The organism is Flavobacterium sp. 21.1 (genome assembly GCF_057801535.1).
On record NZ_JBYNXA010000003.1, the window covers coordinates 232,594 to 251,823 of the forward strand.

19 protein-coding genes and 1 tRNA gene are annotated in these 19,230 nt (G+C 39.4%); 12 read left to right on the forward strand and 8 right to left on the reverse strand.

Annotated features, from left to right (window positions below; genetic code table 11):
- Positions 1-98 precede the first annotated feature (98 nt).
- The 3 genes from asnS to AC3E9U_RS07800 all read left to right on the forward strand — a co-directional run bounded on the left by asnS (position 99) and on the right by AC3E9U_RS07800 (position 3,716).
- Positions 99-1,544 (forward strand): asparagine--tRNA ligase, encoded by a 1,446-nt coding sequence (gene asnS, locus AC3E9U_RS07790; RefSeq protein WP_488746342.1) that lies wholly within the window; start codon positions 99-101, stop codon positions 1,542-1,544.
- 87 nt (positions 1,545-1,631) lie between these two features.
- Positions 1,632-3,098 (forward strand): RNA polymerase factor sigma-54, encoded by a 1,467-nt coding sequence (gene rpoN / locus AC3E9U_RS07795; protein ID WP_488746343.1) that lies wholly within the window; start codon positions 1,632-1,634, stop codon positions 3,096-3,098.
- 3 nt (positions 3,099-3,101) lie between these two features.
- On the forward strand, positions 3,102-3,716 hold the full coding sequence (locus tag AC3E9U_RS07800; RefSeq protein WP_488746344.1) for a hypothetical protein: 615 nt from the start codon (positions 3,102-3,104) through the stop codon (positions 3,714-3,716).
- On the opposite strand, the gene AC3E9U_RS07805 is transcribed toward AC3E9U_RS07800, so the two are convergent.
- From AC3E9U_RS07805 to AC3E9U_RS07825, 5 genes are all read right to left on the reverse strand, one after another.
- Positions 3,711-4,394 carry a porin family protein gene (locus tag AC3E9U_RS07805; RefSeq protein ID WP_488746345.1) on the reverse strand — a complete coding sequence of 228 codons (684 nt, stop codon included), beginning with the start codon at positions 4,392-4,394 and terminating at the stop codon, positions 3,711-3,713. The two genes, AC3E9U_RS07800 and AC3E9U_RS07805, sit on opposite strands and share 6 nt — an antisense overlap.
- 67 nt (positions 4,395-4,461) lie before the next feature.
- A tRNA-Ser gene (locus AC3E9U_RS07810) sits at positions 4,462-4,548 on the reverse strand.
- Between the two features lie 60 nt (positions 4,549-4,608).
- Positions 4,609-5,637 carry an asparaginase gene (locus AC3E9U_RS07815; protein WP_488746346.1) on the reverse strand — a complete coding sequence of 343 codons (1,029 nt, stop codon included), beginning with the start codon at positions 5,635-5,637 and terminating at the stop codon, positions 4,609-4,611.
- Positions 5,627-6,763 (reverse strand): 1-acyl-sn-glycerol-3-phosphate acyltransferase, encoded by a 1,137-nt coding sequence (locus tag AC3E9U_RS07820; protein WP_488746347.1) that lies wholly within the window; start codon positions 6,761-6,763, stop codon positions 5,627-5,629. The genes AC3E9U_RS07815 and AC3E9U_RS07820 overlap by 11 nt, the downstream gene beginning before the upstream one ends.
- A gap of 62 nt (positions 6,764-6,825) precedes the next feature.
- Entirely contained in the window at positions 6,826-7,593 is a 768-nt protein-coding gene (locus tag AC3E9U_RS07825) for a TatD family hydrolase (RefSeq protein ID WP_488746674.1), read from the reverse strand.
- 58 nt (positions 7,594-7,651) lie between these two features.
- Here AC3E9U_RS07825 and AC3E9U_RS07830 point away from each other — a divergent pair, with 58 nt between their 5' ends.
- Positions 7,652-8,089: a retropepsin-like aspartic protease gene (locus AC3E9U_RS07830; RefSeq protein ID WP_488746348.1), complete on the forward strand. Its 438-nt coding sequence runs from the start codon at positions 7,652-7,654 to the stop codon at positions 8,087-8,089.
- A gap of 1 nt (position 8,090) precedes the next feature.
- Here the strand turns inward: AC3E9U_RS07830 and AC3E9U_RS07835 are convergent, their stop codons facing one another.
- Entirely contained in the window at positions 8,091-9,305 is a 1,215-nt protein-coding gene (locus AC3E9U_RS07835) for a TCR/Tet family MFS transporter (RefSeq protein WP_488746675.1), read from the reverse strand.
- 213 nt (positions 9,306-9,518) lie between these two features.
- On the opposite strand from AC3E9U_RS07835, the gene AC3E9U_RS07840 reads away from it, so the two are divergent.
- From AC3E9U_RS07840 to AC3E9U_RS07850, 3 genes are all read left to right on the forward strand, one after another.
- The gene (locus tag AC3E9U_RS07840; protein WP_488746349.1) at positions 9,519-9,749 is read left to right on the forward strand and encodes a hypothetical protein; all 231 of its coding nucleotides are present in this window, start codon (positions 9,519-9,521) and stop codon (positions 9,747-9,749) included.
- 2 nt (positions 9,750-9,751) lie between these two features.
- A complete protein-coding gene (locus AC3E9U_RS07845; protein WP_488746350.1) occupies positions 9,752-12,505 on the forward strand; it encodes a T9SS type A sorting domain-containing protein in 2,754 nt (917 codons plus the stop codon).
- A 74-nt stretch (positions 12,506-12,579) separates the two neighbouring features.
- Entirely contained in the window at positions 12,580-14,808 is a 2,229-nt protein-coding gene (locus AC3E9U_RS07850; protein ID WP_488746351.1) for a DUF7619 domain-containing protein, read from the forward strand.
- 53 nt (positions 14,809-14,861) lie between these two features.
- On the opposite strand, the gene AC3E9U_RS07855 is transcribed toward AC3E9U_RS07850, so the two are convergent.
- Positions 14,862-15,089 carry a helix-turn-helix domain-containing protein gene (locus tag AC3E9U_RS07855; protein WP_488746352.1) on the reverse strand — a complete coding sequence of 76 codons (228 nt, stop codon included), beginning with the start codon at positions 15,087-15,089 and terminating at the stop codon, positions 14,862-14,864.
- A gap of 3 nt (positions 15,090-15,092) precedes the next feature.
- Complete coding sequence (locus AC3E9U_RS07860; protein WP_488746353.1) at positions 15,093-15,629, reverse strand: DUF2975 domain-containing protein; 537 nt, start codon at positions 15,627-15,629, stop codon at positions 15,093-15,095.
- Positions 15,630-15,898: 269 nt separating this feature from the next.
- Between AC3E9U_RS07860 and AC3E9U_RS07865 the strand changes: the two genes are divergently transcribed.
- The 5 genes from AC3E9U_RS07865 to AC3E9U_RS07885 all read left to right on the forward strand — a co-directional run bounded on the left by AC3E9U_RS07865 (position 15,899) and on the right by AC3E9U_RS07885 (position 19,112).
- Positions 15,899-16,315 carry a hypothetical protein gene (locus AC3E9U_RS07865; RefSeq protein ID WP_488746354.1) on the forward strand — a complete coding sequence of 139 codons (417 nt, stop codon included), beginning with the start codon at positions 15,899-15,901 and terminating at the stop codon, positions 16,313-16,315.
- Positions 16,316-16,352: 37 nt separating this feature from the next.
- On the forward strand, positions 16,353-16,868 hold the full coding sequence (locus tag AC3E9U_RS07870; RefSeq protein ID WP_488746355.1) for a GNAT family N-acetyltransferase: 516 nt from the start codon (positions 16,353-16,355) through the stop codon (positions 16,866-16,868).
- 77 nt (positions 16,869-16,945) lie between these two features.
- A complete protein-coding gene (locus AC3E9U_RS07875; protein WP_488746356.1) occupies positions 16,946-17,545 on the forward strand; it encodes a hypothetical protein in 600 nt (199 codons plus the stop codon).
- A gap of 130 nt (positions 17,546-17,675) precedes the next feature.
- Entirely contained in the window at positions 17,676-18,470 is a 795-nt protein-coding gene (locus tag AC3E9U_RS07880; protein ID WP_488746357.1) for a hypothetical protein, read from the forward strand.
- A gap of 177 nt (positions 18,471-18,647) precedes the next feature.
- Positions 18,648-19,112 carry a hypothetical protein gene (locus tag AC3E9U_RS07885; RefSeq protein WP_488746358.1) on the forward strand — a complete coding sequence of 155 codons (465 nt, stop codon included), beginning with the start codon at positions 18,648-18,650 and terminating at the stop codon, positions 19,110-19,112.
- Positions 19,113-19,230: the final 118 nt, after the last annotated feature.

A 19,230-nucleotide genomic window follows, 5' to 3' on the forward strand; every position in this document is an offset into this window, starting at 1 on the left:
TACATTTACTTCTCCTTTTTACTACATTTGCAACCATTTAATTTTTTATTTATTGAAAGTTCAATTTTAAAGGTAATTGAATAAAAAACAATTTAGAAATGAAACACACTAAAGTTAAAGACCTGCTAAACAGCACGCCGGGATTGCATGAAGTAAAAGCAAAAGGTTGGGTTAGAACATTTAGAAACAATCAGTTTATAGCGTTGAACGACGGTTCAACCATCAATAATATTCAGTGTGTGGTTGATTTTGAAAACACCCCTGAAGAAACATTAAAAAGAATCACTACCGGAGCTGCAGTAAGTGTTAAAGGTCATTTAGTGGAAAGCCAGGGTGCGGGACAGAATGTTGAAATCCAGGTTTCGGAAATCAAAATCTTAGGCGATTCCGATGCGGAAAAATATCCGATGCAGCCCAAAAAACACTCTTTGGAATTCCTTAGAGAAAATGCGCATTTAAGAATCCGTACCAATGTTTTTGGCGCGATCATGCGTGTGCGTTCAACGTTAGCTTTCGCTGTTCACCAATATTTCCAGGAACAAGGATTTTTCTATGTAAACACACCTATCATTACAGGTTCTGATGCGGAAGGCGCCGGAGAAATGTTTAAAGTTACCGCTTTACCATTCGACGGAACTCCGAGAACGGAGGAAGGAAAAGTAAATTACAAAGAAGATTTCTTCGGAAAAGAGACCAACCTTACCGTTTCAGGTCAGTTGGAAGGAGAAACGTACGCCATGGCTTTAGGTCAGATTTACACATTCGGACCAACATTCCGTGCTGAAAACTCGAACACTTCGCGTCACTTAGCGGAATTCTGGATGATTGAGCCGGAAGTTGCTTTCAACAACCTAGCCGACAACATGGATCTGGCGGAAGATTTCATCAAATACGTAATCAAATATACGGTTGACAAATGTGGCGACGATCTTAAATTCCTAGAGCAACGTTTGCTTGACGAAGAAAAATCAAAACCACAGGCAGAGCGTAGCGAAATGGCGTTGTTAGAGAAACTGAGCTTTGTTATGGACAACAATTTCAAACGCGTTTCTTATACCGAAGCCGTTGACATTCTGAAAAATTCGAAACCGAATAAGAATAAAAAATTCCAATACCTGATTGAAGAATGGGGTGCTGATCTACAAAGTGAGCACGAGCGTTTCCTTGTGGAAAAACATTTCAAATGCCCGGTTATTTTATTCGATTACCCGGCAAAGATCAAAGCGTTCTACATGCGTTTAAACGACAATACAGAGCCTGGAAAAGAAACCGTACGCGCGATGGACATCCTTTTCCCGGGAATCGGAGAAATTGTGGGTGGTTCTCAGAGAGAAGAGCGTTACGATGTATTATTGGAAAAAATGAAAGCCTTAGACATCGACGAGAAAGAATTATACTGGTACCTTGACACAAGACGTTTCGGAAGTGCAGTTCACTCAGGATTCGGTTTAGGTTTCGAGCGTTTGGTATTGTTCGTAACCGGTATGACCAACATCCGTGACGTGATTCCGTTCCCAAGAACACCGCAGAACGCAGAATTCTAATAAAATTTAGTTTATAGTTTACAGTTCCAAGTTTTAAGTTTTTTATTAACTTTAGACTTGGAACTTTTACATCAAACCCCCTTGTAAATGCTCAAGCAGAATCTACAATTTAAGTTATCTCAAAAATTATCCCCTCAGCAAATCCAACTGATGAAGCTGATTCAATTGCCTACACAGGCTTTTGAACAGCGTTTAAAAGAGGAATTGGTTGAGAATCCCGCATTGGAATCCGGGAAGGAAGAATCCCTGGAAAATGAGGAATACGAAACGGATAACGATTATGATGACTATGATGATTTTGACAGTGAGAAAATCGATGCCGATGAAATCAACATTGATGAATATCTGAGCAACGACGAAACCCCGGATTACAAACTTCAGGCAAACAATTACAGTGATGACGATGAAGACCGAAGTTTGCCTATTGCAGCTCCAATCAGTTTTCATCAGGATCTGATCAATCAGCTGAATACCTTTATCCTAACTGAAGAAGAACGCGAAATCGCCGAATTTCTGGTGGGCAGCATTGACGATATTGGTTATATCCGAAGAAGCGTACAGGACATCGTGGACGACATGGCTTTCACGCAAGGTATTTATACCGACGAGAAAAATGTGGAGCGTATCCTGAACATCATTCATCAGCTGGAGCCTGCGGGTGTTGGCGCGAGAGATTTACAAGAGTGCCTTTTATTGCAGCTCCGCCATAAAACGCCAACAGATTCTGTAAGCCTCGCCATTTCGGTAATCGAACAGCAATTCGAATCGTTTACCAAAAAACATTACGAAAAATTACTGCAGAAATTTGATATTTCACAGGAACAATTGCGCAAGGCAATCGACGAAATCGAAAAACTGAATCCGAAACCCGGAGGTGCTTTCGAAAGCAGTTCGAAAACCATTGAACATGTGGTCCCTGATTTTACCATCCGCGTGACAGACGGCGAGTTACAACTGATCCTAAACGGAAGAAATGCGCCGGAATTGCATGTATCCAAGGACTATCAGGAAATGCTGCAAACCTATAAGGATTCGAAAGAAAAATCGAATTCCCAAAAAGACGCCGTGCAGTTCATCAAACAAAAACTTGATTCCGCTAAATGGTTCATCGACGCCATCAAACAACGAAACGAGACGCTTTTGGTAACTATGAACGCCATCATGCATTACCAGCAGGAATATTTTATAGACGGTGACGAATCGAAGTTAAAACCGATGATCCTGAAAGACATTGCCGATATGGTAGGCCTTGATATTTCAACCATTTCACGTGTTGCCAACAGCAAGTACGTGGAAACACCTTACGGAACAAAACTGATCAAGGAATTCTTCTCTGAAGCCATGAAAAATGATCAGGGAGAAGATGTTTCAACCATAGAAATCAAGAAAATACTGAAAACGGTTATCGAAGAAGAAGACAAGAAAAAACCACTTCCGGATGATAAATTAGCGGAAATCTTAAAGGAAAAAGGTTATCCGATCGCACGAAGAACAATTGCAAAATACCGTGAATTGATGGATATTCCCGTGGCGCGCATGCGAAAAAAAATATAAGCGATGGATCTAAGAAAAATACTTCCGTTTTTTTCCTATCTTTTTCATCCATTGTTCATTTCGGTGTATGCCGCTTTGTTTTATTTTTTCGTTACCAGATCCTTTTTCTATCCCTACGAAATCTTTCTGATCCTGTTTCAGATTTCAATTCTGACGGTGTTTTTACCAATTTCAATGTATTTCCTGCTGAAATCGTTGGGACTGATAAAATCAAGCATCATGCTGCACGAAAAGAAAGAACGACGACTTCCTTTGGCATTTCAGGCCATGTTTTATCTCGTTCTTATTCAGCATAGTTTTTCGAATGTGGTCGTACCGGAATTGTACTATTTTTTCCTGGGCGCCATGTTGAGTACGCTTTTAACCCTACTACTGATCGTATTTCGATTTAAGGCCAGTATCCACATGATCGGCATTACCGGTTTTACACTTTTCATCATGGGAATTTCCGTTCATTATGGAATACCCTTTATAAACCTTACGGCATTTTTTATTGTTTCTATCGGATTGGTGGCTTCTTCCCGACTGTACATGCAGGCGCATTCGATGAAAGAACTGATCGTCGGCATTATCGTTGGAGCGCTTCCGCAGATAGGCCTTTGGTATTATTGGTTATAAGATATAGAACATGAACCCGAAGTTAAGATCGGCCAGTTTGGAACCGTTTTTGAAAATCGGGTTTAAACCATAATATACATGGAGGTTCCAGGTATTATACCCCGCTGAAACATAAGTCCCGTATTGCCATCTGTTCACATTGTCGATAACATCATCCGTAGAACTTCCATACGATTCCGAATCCAGTCTTAATTTGGTACTAAAAAGATAACGTGCTTTAAATCCGGTATAAATCCTCCAGAATTTATGACTTTTTATGGGTGCATTACGCCAACGAACCTCCAGCGGAAGTTCAATACTGTGGGAAATGATACGGGTTTCGATATCTTCAGGCAGAGCCGGCTGATTGATCGAAAAAAGGTCATCTGTACTGATGAACTGTTTAATATTGGTGTAGCAATAACCTGCACCTGGTGCAATGGCCCAGTGCCTGTTTTTTGTTATCGGAATATCTCTTAGAAATCCTGCCGTAAAACACGGAGAAAATGAAAACTGCTTGAATCCATTCGGACTGTTCTGTACCAGGTTATAACTTATCGAAATGTAAAACTGATCTTCCCTAAAAAGCGAATCCGTTACCTTTATGGTTTCCATTTTTGCCTTATCTTCTTCATTCTCTTGTGAAAAAGCGCATAAAGGAACTACCGCAAATAAAGCCAACATTAAAAATTTAGTCATACCGTTTTAATTTCCGTACTAAGGTAAATAAAAAAAGGCAATCCTTAGATTGCCTTTATAGTTTTAGCAGAGAGGAAGGGATTCGAACCCTCGATACAGTTACCCATATACAAACTTTCCAGGCTTGCTCCTTCAACCACTCGGACACCTCTCTAAATTCTGACTGCGAAATAACGACTTTATTTTGTTTTTTCGAAGTTTTATTTGATTTTTTTTACGTCAATTCACCACGTATTGCAGTTTCAAAAACTGTCTTGAAAACGGCCGGTGACACTTTCTGCCCTAACAGGTACATCAGCTTGGTGACTGCAGCTTCCGTTGTAATATCACGACCCGAAATCACACCGATTTTCTTCAGCTGCATTCCGGTTTCATATTTGCCCATATTTACGCTTCCGCCGGAACATTGCGTCACATTCACAACATGAAGTCCGTTTTTTATTGCCTTTTTTAAGATTGAAATGAACCAGGCTTCCGTAGGTGCATTACCCGAACCATAAGTTTCCAGAACCACTCCTTTTAAATCAGGAATCTGAAGAATGGCATTTAGCACATTTTCGTTAATACCCGGAAACATTTTTACAACGACAACATTATCGTCAAAACCTCTGTTGACTTTGATTTTTTTGCCAGCTGCTTTTTTCAGCAACAAATCACTATTCACTTTTAAATCAACACCCGATTCCGCTAACTCCGGATAATTGGGTGAAGCAAAGGCATTGAAATGTTCGGCACTGATTTTGGTGGTGCGGTTACCGCGGTATAATTTATATTCGAAGTACAAACCGACTTCAGTTACCACCGGTTTATTTTTGTTTTGCAAGGAAGCGATCTGAATGGCTGTGATCAGATTTTCTTTGGCATCGGTACGCAAATCCCCTATCGGTAGCTGTGACCCTGTAAAAATCACCGGTTTGGCCAGATTTTCCAACATGAAACTCAGTGCCGATGCGGAATACGACATTGTATCGGAACCATGCAATACCACGAATCCGTTAAACGCGTCATAATTTTCCTGAATGGCTTCCGCAATTAACTCCCATTTTTCAGGATTCATATTTGACGAATCGATTGGTTCGCTAAACGAAAAGGTCTCGATATCACAGTCCAGCAATCGTAATTCCGGAATGTTGTGCAGTAATTCGTCGAAGTTAAATGCTTTAAGTACGCCGGTTTCGGAATCTTTAACCATTCCAATGGTACCACCGGTATACACCAATAGTATTTTTGGTTTATTCGACATTTTGGTATTTCAGTTTGTTAACCACCGGATTGGCGTACATGGCAAGGAAACTTTCACGAAGGGCTTCTTTTTCACTTCCCAAACGCATTTCTAAACGACGTTCGAAAAGCTGTTTTTCTTTTTCCGTGTACTGACTTGCAAAACGGTTGTCATTATTAAGCAGATCGTACGCGATGAAGTTCGTCGGCCATAATTTGTAAGTCGACAGAATGGAATCGTCAATTACCTGTGCCAGCGCCTGAATCTGCTTGTTGCTATTGTCATTTTCAGCAGCGATTTTGTCCATTTCGGTATCCAGAATATCGCCTACATGAATATGTATTCTCTTTTTCTGTCCGATGATCCCGCTGATTAACGTAATGAAATCTTCATTTTTTTCTTTGATGTAGATTTCATCATTGGCTTCTGCCATGATCTGCGGCATTTTTAAAGCATCGGTCGGATCGTATTCGTAAGAAATCGAAACCGGAACCACTCGGATCTTCTTGAAAAAATCCATTAGATTTGCTTCATCCGAAGCCATGGCCAACATTTTCAGAACACCCTGATGGGTCGCATCATTACCGTCTTTGGTTCTTCCTTCCCTTTGCGCAATCCACACGGAACGGTTTTCCTTAGACAACAAATGATACATGAATTCCGACATCAGTTTTGAACTTTGCAACAGTTCGCGTGGCGGTAATCCTCTTTTCACCAAAAAATTTCGGTTCAGCTTGGAAAGCGTCAGTAAAAAAGATTTCTGCACCAGATTATCTCCGATAGCCGAAGCGGTCATAATCTGACCATGATCAAAAAGGCTTACATTCAATAAGGACGTATCCAAAATGATATCACGGTGATTGGAAATAAAAAGATAGGATGTATTTGGGTCTAATTTTTCGAAACCGGAAGTTGTCAGACCATCCGAACTGCGTTCTAAAACACGCTGAATGGACTGGTAAATAAAGTTGACCTGAAAATCGCGAATCGAATGGGTGCGTTTCAACTGTTCCATCCAAACCGATTCATCCACATCCGGAAAAGTAAAGCTCATCAATGCCTTCATCATAGGATGATGCATTATATTTTGGATGGCTGTATTTACTTCGCTGTCATAAAACTGTCGTATCGAGTCAAACTTTGGCATTAGTTATTTTTTAACAATTCACAAATGAACGAAATTTTTATTTATCAAACAGTATTTCTTTGTTAAATCCCGAAAATTTCACGGGAATTCTCCGTCGTAATCCTGGCGATTTCCTCAAGCGGCAACTGATAGATTTCCGAAAGCTTTTCAGCTACCAGTTTTACATAACTGCTTTCATTGCGTTTTCCGCGGTACGGAACCGGAGCCAAATAAGGCGAATCCGTTTCCAAAACGATATGTTTGATATCAATCTGGTTTAAAAACTGATCGATTTTCCCGTTTTTGAAAGTTACCACACCACCGATTCCCAATTTCATATTATAGGAAATCGCCTGTAAAGCCTGTTCATGAGTTCCGGAAAAACAGTGAAAAATCCCGAACAGCTCCGGTGATTTTTCGAGCTCCAAAACTTCAAATATTTCATCAAAAGCATCACGACAATGGATATTGATAGGCAATTTGTATTTTTTCGCCCATTGGATCTGCTTCTGAAACGCGATTTTCTGGATATCCAAAGTCGTTTTGTCCCAATACAGATCGATGCCGATTTCACCTATGGCTGTAAATTTTCTTTTTGCCAGTTCCGCTTCCACGTGTGCCAACTCCGCTTCGTAATTCTCTTTCACATAACACGGATGCAGTCCCATCATCAGAAAAATATTCTCCGGATACTGTTTTTCCAAATCGTACATTTTCTGCGTATAAGAAGCATCGATGGCCGGAATAAAAAATCTATGGACACCATTTTTGATGGCGCGTTCAATCATTTCGGTTCTATCCTCGGCAAATTCTTCAGAATACAAATGGGTATGCGTATCGGTAAAAATCATCATTCGTTATTTGGTGCAAAGTTAGTGACTTTGATTTTGTTTTCCTTATTTTTGAGTTATGGAAAATCTGCACGAAGTACTAAAAAAGAAAGGATACAAAAAGGTAAAATTCAAAGTATCCAAAACACAGCACCTTTTAATAAAAGCAAAAATAAACGGTGTTTTGGGCGATTTCATTTTGGATACGGGCGCATCGAACAGCTGCCTCGGCTTTGACAGTGTCGAATATTTCAATCTTATCGCAAAAGATTCTCCCACCAAAGCCGCCGGAGCCGGAGCCACCGGAATGTATACGCAAATGGCCACAGATAACCTGCTACAGCTTTCGCACTGGAAAATAAAAGATTTTGCTTTGGTGATTTTTGATATGAGTCACGTCAATCAGGCCTTGAGCCAATATAAAGCCAAACCCGTCCACGGAATCATCGGTGCAGACATTCTCCTGAGAGGCAAAGCCATCATCGATTATTACAATCATTATGTGTATCTGAAATAGATCAGAATTTACTTTTCAGCGTTCTGTAGGCCACAATACTGCTGATAATCATCAGAATTCCACCCAGAATAAAGTGAGCCCCGGCAAATTTAAACGGCGCGTCGTCGTGCGTAAAAAAGTAAAAAGTATTGGTCATTAACGGCGGTCCGACTATGGAAGTCGCGCTCATCAGACTCGCCAAAGTCCCTTGAATCCCGCCCTGCTCCGAAGCCGGTACAGTGGACGAGATAACCGACTGTAATGCCGGCCCCGCAATACCGCCCAAACAATACGGAACCAAAAATACCATCATCATCCAGCCCTGAGAAGCAAACGCGAAAAGAAACATCCCTACCGCATATAGGAAGAGACCGAAATAAATACTTCGATTGTTACCCAGTTTCGGATTGATCCAGCGAATCAGTCCGCCCTGAACGATTCCCACCAGCAAACCGATGACACCCAACGAAATTCCGACCATTCTTTCATTCCAGTTAAAACGGTACATGGTAAAATAACTCCAGTTGCTCTGCACGGCATGACCTCCGATATAAACCAAAACCAAAGCCACGATCAATCCTATTAAAGACGGGTACTTTTTCAGGTTTAACAAAGCACTTATGGGATTGGCTTTTTTCCAGCTGAAACTTCTTCGATTCTCTTTTGATAATGATTCGGGAAGTATGAAATAACCATACAGGAAATTAATCAAACAGAGTACTGCCGCAGCATAAAAAGGGATTCGGGAACCGTATTGCCCCAAAACGCCTCCGATAACCGGACCGATTATGAAACCCAATCCGAAGGCGGCCCCCACCATTCCAAAATTCTTAGCGCGGTTGGTCTCATCGCTCACATCCGCAATATAAGCCGTAGCAGTGGTGATGCTGGCTCCCGGTAAACCTGCGAGTATCCTTCCTACGAACAACCAGGCGATCGACGGAGCAAAAGCCAACAGAAGATAATCCAAGGCAAAAAAGAAAAGGGAACTCAGGATAATTGGTCGGCGTCCGAATTTATCACTCAGGTTTCCGATGAGCGGCGCAAATAAAAACTGGGTCATCGCGTAGGCAAAGGTCAGCCATCCACCGTATTGGGATGCCACGCTGATATCACCCTGAATCAGTTCTTCGATCAACTTCGGGATTACCGGAATGATGATTCCCCATCCGATAATATCAATAAGCATTGTTATAAATATAAACCCGACCGCGGCCGATTTCTTCTTTTCCTTCATAGTCATTTTTAAAAAAGTAAACCTACAAAAATCTTATCTGAAAACCACTTGTCGCAGTTAAAATATGGCACAACCCTACACTTGAATGCGTGTAACAAAATTTGAAATTATTGTTATATTTTCAGTAGTTAACTGACAAACAAGACCTTAATCTGAAATAAATTCTTACTTTTACTTGTTTTGAAAAATACACCTACTTAAACCTGAATATTTATGCCAAAAAAATACTTACTTACGCAGTTTTTATTCCTAAGTGTTTTATCCGGCACTTTTGGACAATGTCCTATTCCAGCAACCTTATCAGCAAGCAGCATCACGCAAACCACTGCCACACTTGGTTGGACTACAGATGGCGTAGAGGGGCAATGGGAAGTTTTAATTTTAAGAAGGGCTGTTATAAAATTTTCTGCATTTGAAATTAAACTACAACAAACCAAATATTAATTATGAAAAAAATTACTCTTGTATTTTTCATGTCATTGCTGTCTTTCCTGGGATTTGCCCAATTTCATGAAAGTTTTGATTCGGGAATTCCCGGGACATGGAGTGTTATGGACAATGGTGTAGGGACAGCTCAAAGCTGGACGACTACGAGTACTTTGCTTCTTCCTACACATGGCGGTGCGCAGCATGCCTTGATAGACAGAGAAAATATAGGTGCGGGTAACACCTCGGAAGATTGGCTGGTAACCCCCCAACTTACTGTTCCGACTAACGGACAGTTGCGCTTCTGGACAAAAATGACCTTGTCCGGTGACAATGGAACACTTTATCAATTACGCGTTTCCACTACCTCTCAAACCAATCAGGCAAGTTTTACGCAAATCCAACAATGGACGGAATCACAGCTGGAAGCCGATATGGGGGCAGGCGGATCTGTCGCTTTCAATGTTTATGGGGAAATCATAAAGAGCTTAGGTGCTTATGCCGGGCAGAACGTTTACCTTGCTTTTGTCAGGGTTCATCAACAAACAGGTGCCACTACTACAGGTGACCGATGGTTGATTGATGATGTGAATGTTGCTCAGCAATGTACAACGGTTTCAGGATTGACGGCTTCCTCAGTAACGCCAACTTCGGCGTTATTGGGCTGGACCAGTACCGGACCAGCTACGTCGTGGGATATTGAAATGATGCTAAGTTCGGCTACTTCAACAGGCGTACCCACACATACAAGTGTAAGCAGTCCATATACTTATACCGGTTTAACTCCTTGTACTGCTTATAAATTTTATGTACGATCTCTTTGTTCTCCAACAGTGAGCAGTGTCTGGTCAGGGCCCTTTCATTTCACTACCCTGCCACCAACAGGATCAGACCCCTGCCCTTTTTCCGCAATTATTTCTGCGACACAAGACATTCCGACAAGTGGACTGTTTGCCCAAGTGATCGGTGGCACCCCTCCTTTTACGTATCAATGGAGTCTTAACGGGACTCCGATTCAGGGCGCAACCAGTCAAAATCTTGCGGTTAATGGCCAAGGCGGAACCTATCAGGTTATTGTAACCGACTCCAATAATGTGACAACCACAGCCACGATAACCATTCAGGGAATTACCATAGCAGCGTATAATGATGCTATGACGGTTTATCCTACGAGCAATACAACTGTAACTACTTCGACCTCCGTATTAGCAAATGACGGCATAAACAGTCATTCCATTTACAATTTAAGTGATGTGATTTTAACACCACTAACAGTACCTTCCGGATTTACCATCAATCCAAACGGAACCATCAGTGTCTTACCAGGAACAGCAGCGGGAATTTACACATTGACTTATCAGATTTGCGCTACCCAAAGTCCGACAATCTGCTCAACCGCAGCCGCAACAGTTACCGTTGCCAATGCAGGATTTTTATTAAATGCGTTTCTTGACAGTAACAATAACGGCGTGAAAGATGCAGGGGAACTTCCTTTCAACTATGGACAATTCCATTACCAGGTAAACAATGCCGGAAACACTACAACAGTTTATCCTTCAAACGGCATTTACTATATTCAGGAGTCCAACGTTGCCAATACTTATGATTTTAACTTTGTTATTGATCCACAGTACAGTACGTACTACTCATTGACCGCATCTTATAATGATGTCAGCTACGTGGCCGGATCCGCTGTCATTGTATACAATTTTCCGGTAACCGAATTGCCGTATACCGACGCATCGGTAATACTGTTTCCAAACGGAGCGCCACCAAGACCAGGATTCAACTACTCCAACAGAATCGTAATCCGAAACGTAGGTAATCAACCTATCCCTTCCGGCACAATTACATTTACAAAAGACAGCCGTGTTGGTTTGGTTTCAGTAACAGGAGCAACAACAGTTATCAATGCAAATGGGTTCACCCATACATTCACAAATTTATTACCCAATGAAATCCGATATATTACTGTAGTAATGTCGGTTCCAACCATTCCGACTATCAACCTGAATGACATTTTGACCAATACAGTTGCACTTACAGGAGTTGCGGGCGATGCAGTTGCTTCAAACAACAATGTCAGCTTATCACAAACCGTTGTAGGTTCGTATGATCCGAATGACAAAACGGAAAGTCATGGAGGAAAAATCGTGTATTCTTCGTTTACTTCCAACGATTACCTGACCTATACAATCCAGTTCGAAAATACGGGAACGTACCAGGCAGAAAATGTCCGCATCAATGACATATTGGACCCGAAACTGGATGAAACTTCCATTAAAATGGTCAATGCAAGTCATTCCTACAATTTGACGCGAGTGAACAACACTTTAAACTGGAACTTCAACGGTATTGACCTGGCGCCATCCGGAAAAGGAGCAGTAACTTTCCAGATCAAACCAAAACCGGGGTATGCCCTTGGGGATATTATTCCTAACACGGCTTCCATCTATTTTGATTTCAACCCGGCAATCGTAACTAACACGTATAATACGGAATTTGTAACTGCGATGAGCGTTTCGGAATTTGGAAGCTCAGCTTTCCTAGTTTATCCTAATCCGACAAAAGGTTTTGTAAATATCTCCTCAAAAGACAATTCGTATTTAATCGATAGTGTTATCGTAAATGATATTTTGGGCAAAACCATTCAAACCAAAACCATCAATTCGGCAAGTACCACTATTGATTTATCAGATTTTTCAAGCGGAATTTATTTTGCCAAAGTCAAATCAGCAAATAGTGAAAGTATCCTAAAAATAGTTAAGCAGTAATGCTATAAAAAAATGGCAAGCCCCAAATCCCTTCGAGTTTGGGGCCTGTTTTAAACCTCCTAATCTTTTATAATATGACAAAAAAATACTTATTGACGCTGTTTTTATTCCTTAGTGCTTTATCCGGCACATTTGGGCAATGCCCCGGAGTCAGCGCTCTTACAGCTACTAACATTACGCAAACAAGCGCTGTAGTGAATTGGACTCCCGGTCCCACAGAAACCGCATGGGAAATCATCATACTTCCGCTAGGTGTTCCGAATCCAACCCCTAACAACCCGGGAACTCCCGTTATGAGTACTCCTTATGTCATAACCGGATTAAATCCTTGTACCGCTTATCAGGTCTTCGTAAGGTCTGACTGTGGTGGCGGCGTTTTTAGTCCGTGGAGTACTCCTTTAAATTTTACCAGCGCGGGATCAAACTGCTCTTATTACGTAAATATTATTGCGACACAAACAATCCCGACCAGCAACCTGACTGCAGAAGTATTCGGAGGAACGGGACCTTTTACATTTCAATGGAGCCTTAATGGAGCCCCTATACCCGGAGCAACCAGTCAGAGTCTTGCGGTTAACGGGCAAGGTGGAACGTATCAGGTTACCGTAACGGATTCTACCAATACGATAAGAACGGCCACCATAACCATTCAGGGAATCACCATTGCAGCGAATAATGATACCATGACGATTTATCCTAACAGTAATACATTGGTAACTACGTCCGTATCCGTATTGTATAATGACGGCATTAATGGCCATCCGATTTACAATACCAGCGACGTGGCCTTAACTCCGATATCTGTGCCTTCAGGCTTTACAATGAACCCTAACGGAACCATCAGTGTGTTACCGGGAACAGCTCCAGGAACTTATACATTGACGTATCAGATTTGTGCCACCCAAAGCCCAACAATTTGTTCAACAGGAGCTGCTGTAATTACTGTGGCCAATTCAGGATTTTTATTAAATGCGTTTCTTGACAGTAACAATAACGGTGTGAAAGATACGGGTGAACTTCCATTTACCAGAGGTACTTTCCGTTATCAGGTAAATAATACCGGAAATATCAATATGGTTTATCCATCCAATGGGGTATATTATGTCCAGGAATCCAACACTTCCAATACTTACGATTTTAACCTCGTTATTGATCCGCAGTATGGCTCTTTTTATTCATTGACCGCATCTTATAACGACGTAAGCTATGTGACAGGATCCGGTGTCATTGTATACAATTTCCCGGTAACCGAATTACCGTATACCGATGCATCGGTAATGCTGCTAGCAAACGGAGTACCGCCAAGACCGGGATTCACCTACTCCAACAGAATCGGAATCCGAAACGTAGGTAATCAGCCTATCACTTCAGGAACCATTACGTTTACAAAAGACAGTCGCGTTGGTTTGGTATCAATTTCAGAAGCCTCAGCAGTTACAAACGCAAACGGATTCACTTATAGTTTTGCAAATTTACTACCTAATGAAATTCGCTATGTTTTTGTAACCCTATCGGTGCCGACGATTCCAACTGTAAATCTTAATGATATTCTGACTAATTCTATTGCGCTTACAGGTATTGCAGGAGATGCTGTTGCCACAAACAATAGTGGCAGTTTATCGCAAACCGTTGTAGGTTCGTATGACCCGAATGACAAAACAGAAAGCCATGGCGGGAAAATTGTGCACTCTTCGTTTACTTCCAACGATTACCTGACCTATACGATTCAGTTCGAAAATACGGGAACGTACCAGGCAGAAAATGTCCGCATCAATGACATATTGGACGCGAAACTGGATGAAACTTCCATTAAGATGATGAACGCAAGTCACAACTACCATTTGACCCGAGTGAACAATACTTTAAACTGGAACTTCAACGGCATCGACCTGGCACCATCCGGAAAAGGAGCAGTAACTTTCCAGATCAAACCAAAACCGGGTTATGCCCTTGGGGATATTATTCCTAACACGGCTTCCATCTATTTTGATTTCAACCCGGCCATTGTTACCAACACGTACAACACCGAATTTGTAACTACGATGAGTGTTGCTGAATTCGGAAGTGCTTCCCTAATGTTGTATCCTAATCCAACTAAAGGTTTGGTTTTCATTTCATCAAAAGACAATTCGTATTTGATAAATTCGGTGACCGTAACGGATATTTTAGGCAAAACGATCCAAACAAAATTGGTCAATACGACTGATGCGACTATTGATCTTACAAATCTGAGCAGCGGAATCTATTTCGCAAAAGTAAAATCAGACAATGGTGAAAGTGTGATCAAAATCGTTAAACAATAATTTTAAAAAAATCAACAACAAAAAATCCCGTTCGAATTGAGCGGGATTTTTTATTAGCGGTTCGTTGTATTTTGTTCATCATTAACATATTCCAAAATGTCGCCCGGCTGGCATTCCAATACGCTACAAATTGTCTCCAAAGTGCTGAATCGAATTGCTTTTGCTTTTCCGGTCTTCAATATGGAAAGATTCGACAGGGTTAATCCGACTTTTTCAGAAAGTTCATTGAGCGATATCTTTCGTTTAGCCATCATAACATCTAAATTTACTACAATTGCCATAGTTTACACTGTTAAATCGTTTTCGTTTTGAATCGCTACTCCTTTTTTGAAAATAGTCGCAATAATGTAGATTATGGCTCCCATTAGAATAAAGGCCTGACTGTCGGCCCAAAACTGATTCAATTTGTCGCTTATAATACGATAACCCATAAAAAACCCAACAGAATGTCTTCCGATATAACTTAACAGTCCGATTGACAGGGTGTAATAACTAATCAGTGAAATTTGCCGCGCAACAAAATCATTAAACGGTTGTGATAAATCCATTTTGTGCATTAACCGGACAACAATATAAAACAGAATGGCTTTTAAAACTGCAATGACCAGAATAAAACTATAGGCTCCGAAAAAGGCTCCACTACTGTCTTTGTACATTTGCGTTAAGTCCAGTTTTTGATAAAGATTCTGGACAAATTCAGGCTTGTACAGACTAAAAAAGAAATTCACCAGCAGTCCTCCCGCTTCAATACACAGGCCGACAAAAATGATCCAAGCCACAATAAGTAAGCCCTTAAATACTAAGCTGTTTGTTTTTGACATGATGTTTGAATTTAAACTTAATGTCTTAAAGGTATAAATATTTATCGATAAACAATAAAAATATATTTATATTTAAGAAATATTTATCGAAGTCCCCAAATAATTTATGGCTAGATTGGTGCAAATACTTATCAAAATATCACGGAATTTGTTGATTGTACAAGTGTTTTTTTATGGTTAGGTTTGCGGGGCATCGTTGCTGAATTTCATATCGTATTTATTAACGACTTACCAGCCCATTTAGATCCACGAAACAATTACAAATTCAAATGAAAAAAAACAAAACCCTTAAGTTCATTAGCATATTCTTTTTATTGCTTTCGTTGACTAATTGCGAAGATGTTGCAGATTGCATTGCCGGAATAAAACCCAATCTGATTTCCAAGGAGTTAAATACCGGTGGGCTATATCAGCCCTATAATGACAATGTAACTTTTGAGATGACCAATGCTAATGTTAATGATTACTCAATCTCTCAAATTTCGATCGAGGGAAATCTTCCTCCTAATATAAATTATACTATTTTGAACGGTGACAAAGTAAATTTCAGCGGCCTTCCCAACACTAAAGGCACGTATGAGTTTACCTTGGAAATAACGGTTCGGCCAAATGTATATAACGCTGACGGTACTGATGATATGTGCGGAAATACTTCTTCAAAGAAATATAAGATTATTATAAATTAGTCATTTGAATTTTAAAAAACGGTTCATCCAAAACAAAATGAAAGATTCGAAAAACTTCGCAATATTACAGACGGAACGATTAACGCTTCGGCAACTTTCAATTAGTGATGCCGCCGAAATTTTAGTACTGCGTTCCGATAAGGAAATCAATAAATTTCTGGAAAGAAAACCAAGCAAAACACTGGATGATGCAGTAAATTTCATCAACCTTATACTTGAAAACCAGACTTTTTATTGGGCGATCACAAAAACCGGCTCAGAAAAACTAATCGGAACCATTTGTCTGTTTGACTTTAAAGACGACATGAAGAAATGCGAGATCGGATATGAACTCAGCACCGAATATCAGGGGCAGGGCATTATGATGGAAGCAGCGGGGAAAGTCATTCAGTACGCCACCGAAACCCTTGAAATAAAAACCATAATCGCAGCAACACATAAAGACAATCAAAATTCGACGAAACTGCTTCAGAAATTAGACTTTAAAGAGTTGGAGCGCAGGGATCCCGAAAATGCCGATTTGATTTTGTTTCAGTTTACAACGAAAAGTTAATCGGAACTGATTTGCAGCTACTATCCGTTTTGCAAAAGCATAAAAAAATCCCATTTTAGTAACACAATAACAACTTAATGAAAAAATCAGAAACCATATTAATCGGCATTGGAATATTCGCTCTTCTTCTAAATGTATTTTTACCTTTTCCAGGTAGTAATACATTTTTTATTTTACCTTTCATGGTACTTTCATGCATTTACTTCTATTTAGGTTTTGCTCTATTCAATGATATTAGATTTAGAAGAATTTTAAAAAAAGAAAGCTATAAAAACATCAGTTCATTAAAAATCTTAGGAGCAGTAGGATTAGGGATTTCCTTGTCAATTACACTTGTGGGAATACTGTTCAAAGTTATGTTTTGGCCAGGCTCCTACTTCAATTTATTATTTGGAATAATTAGTCTGATACTAATTGTAATTATTTCGCTTATTAAGTATTCTAAAAACAAATCGGAATTTTATACTAGAATTTTTAAACGATCTGCCTTGTTTGGAGGAATTGCTTTAGTGGCATTTTTTACACCAAATGCCAATTTGGTTGACATAAAGTATCGAAATGAGCCTGAATATGCAAAAGCACTAAAAAACACCATGGAAGATCCTGACAATATCGAATATCAGGAAAAACTTAGAATTGAACGAGAAAAAATGGATACGGATAACAACGGCGCGTAACAGCGGTGTTGTGTAATAACGAAACAATCTTTTTGTACATTTAACTTCGGTCCTAATGTAATGGTTTGGGAACAAAAATCCCCAACTTCTTAACGCCGGCGGGACGTTAGGCGACATACTTTAAAAAACGATGAAAAAACAACTAATTATATTACATTTTCTTCTAGGGATTACGTCATTTGCATTTGGACAAGAGTTTCCTGAAAAGGACAAAAAATATGACCTTCAAATATTTGATTTTCTAGTTGCTTCAACTGAAAAAGAATCAACATCAATAGAAACCTTTCTAATCAATATTAAACCATTTTCGAAATGGGATATAAGACCTATGAAGAGAGAAAAAGTGTGGGCTTTAGACACTATTCATCGTGCCGGTGAGGTTCCGAATTTCATTTGGGGTGCATTTTCAAATAAATATAAAATTTCGCAGAAAGAGGCAATGAATATGCCAAATCAATTTTTAGGTAAAGGAATTGACGAAATTACTTCCATGCAAATTTACTTGACTGAAAATCTAAAAAAAATAGATGAACTTTCGAATCTTATTTTAGAAAATGAAAACAAAATATTCTTGTCCCAAAATAATCTACAACGAATTGACAATCTATACAAAGAAAATAATCAATATTGGAAATATGCTATTCCTTCAGATTCACCTTTCCCAATTTCAAATAAAATCGAAACTAACATAAAAGAAGAGTATTCAAAAAAACAAATCAAAATTTTAAATCTACTCAAAAATTTGAAGATCTATTCAGCCATGAAAACGAACAAAGGCATCTTCTTTTTGGTTGATGGTTTTACAGATAATTCGTATGGATTTTATTTTAATCAGCAAGGAGAAATGGAAGAAGACAATTTTCTATTCCAGATTATGAAATATAAAAAAATAAATAAAAACTATTTTTACTACATTGCTAATTAGTACGTCGCTTAACAGTGCTTTTGTGCAAACGGGGCTTCATATTTAACAAGACGGTCTTTTTGTACATTTAGATTCAGTCTTGAACGGAATGGTTTGGGGATAAAAATCCCCGCCAACAGCAAGCCGGCGGAACGTTGTATTCCATAGTAACCAAACGAAACCTAAAATCATCTATATATGAATTCTAAGTTTTTCTTTTTTAAATTATTTTTGGTGCTATCTCTAATAACTTCTTGTAATAGATCTGAAGAAGTTTACATACAGTTATTAAATAAGGAAATTGAAGATTCACATTATTTTTTAAAAGGAAGTATAACTCAGCAAGATTCTTTTATTGAATTCAAAGTAAATGAGAGCGGGATTCCAGGCAAAAAAGAACGTTACGACAGTTTACAAGTTATAAAAACAAAAATAGACAGCTGCATCAAAAAAACTTTGCAGCAATCAGATTCAACGATGATTAAAAAATTTAAAGTTGAAATTGAAAACGAGAGTGGAGAATATTTTCGCTTTAACAGTCTAATGACAAAAACAAAGATTAATGACAGTGTGTTTTCAGAATTAATTAAACTCGATCTATTAAAAATGAAATATTTATTAAACACGAAGTTTATTGCCAAAAATTGTAATTTCGTCTACTAACTACGACATAAAACAGCGTTTTTAAGAAATTAGGATTTAGTGTTTAATGGAACGATCGTTTTGTATATTTGGCTTCAGTCCTAATGGAATGGTTTGGGAACAAAAATCCCCAACTTCT

Coding starts and splice junctions, on each gene's coding strand:
- rpoN (WP_488746343.1), top strand. CDS start 1,632: ATGCTCAAGCAGAATCTACAATTTAAGTTATCTCAAAAATTATCCCCT.
- AC3E9U_RS07800 (WP_488746344.1), top strand. CDS start 3,102: ATGGATCTAAGAAAAATACTTCCGTTTTTTTCCTATCTTTTTCATCCA.
- AC3E9U_RS07820 (WP_488746347.1), bottom strand. CDS start 6,763: ATGCCAAAGTTTGACTCGATACGACAGTTTTATGACAGCGAAGTAAAT.
- AC3E9U_RS07825 (WP_488746674.1), bottom strand. CDS start 7,593: ATGATTTTTACCGATACGCATACCCATTTGTATTCTGAAGAATTTGCC.
- AC3E9U_RS07885 (WP_488746358.1), top strand. CDS start 18,648: ATGAATTCTAAGTTTTTCTTTTTTAAATTATTTTTGGTGCTATCTCTA.
- AC3E9U_RS07835 (WP_488746675.1), bottom strand. CDS start 9,305: ATGAAGGAAAAGAAGAAATCGGCCGCGGTCGGGTTTATATTTATAACA.
- AC3E9U_RS07855 (WP_488746352.1), bottom strand. CDS start 15,089: ATGGCAATTGTAGTAAATTTAGATGTTATGATGGCTAAACGAAAGATA.
- AC3E9U_RS07840 (WP_488746349.1), top strand. CDS start 9,519: ATGCCAAAAAAATACTTACTTACGCAGTTTTTATTCCTAAGTGTTTTA.
- AC3E9U_RS07870 (WP_488746355.1), top strand. CDS start 16,353: ATGAAAGATTCGAAAAACTTCGCAATATTACAGACGGAACGATTAACG.
- AC3E9U_RS07865 (WP_488746354.1), top strand. CDS start 15,899: ATGAAAAAAAACAAAACCCTTAAGTTCATTAGCATATTCTTTTTATTG.
- AC3E9U_RS07880 (WP_488746357.1), top strand. CDS start 17,676: ATGAAAAAACAACTAATTATATTACATTTTCTTCTAGGGATTACGTCA.
- AC3E9U_RS07830 (WP_488746348.1), top strand. CDS start 7,652: ATGGAAAATCTGCACGAAGTACTAAAAAAGAAAGGATACAAAAAGGTA.
- AC3E9U_RS07850 (WP_488746351.1), top strand. CDS start 12,580: ATGACAAAAAAATACTTATTGACGCTGTTTTTATTCCTTAGTGCTTTA.
- AC3E9U_RS07860 (WP_488746353.1), bottom strand. CDS start 15,629: ATGTCAAAAACAAACAGCTTAGTATTTAAGGGCTTACTTATTGTGGCT.
- AC3E9U_RS07875 (WP_488746356.1), top strand. CDS start 16,946: ATGAAAAAATCAGAAACCATATTAATCGGCATTGGAATATTCGCTCTT.
- AC3E9U_RS07845 (WP_488746350.1), top strand. CDS start 9,752: ATGAAAAAAATTACTCTTGTATTTTTCATGTCATTGCTGTCTTTCCTG.
- AC3E9U_RS07805 (WP_488746345.1), bottom strand. CDS start 4,394: ATGACTAAATTTTTAATGTTGGCTTTATTTGCGGTAGTTCCTTTATGC.
- AC3E9U_RS07815 (WP_488746346.1), bottom strand. CDS start 5,637: ATGTCGAATAAACCAAAAATACTATTGGTGTATACCGGTGGTACCATT.
- asnS (WP_488746342.1), top strand. CDS start 99: ATGAAACACACTAAAGTTAAAGACCTGCTAAACAGCACGCCGGGATTG.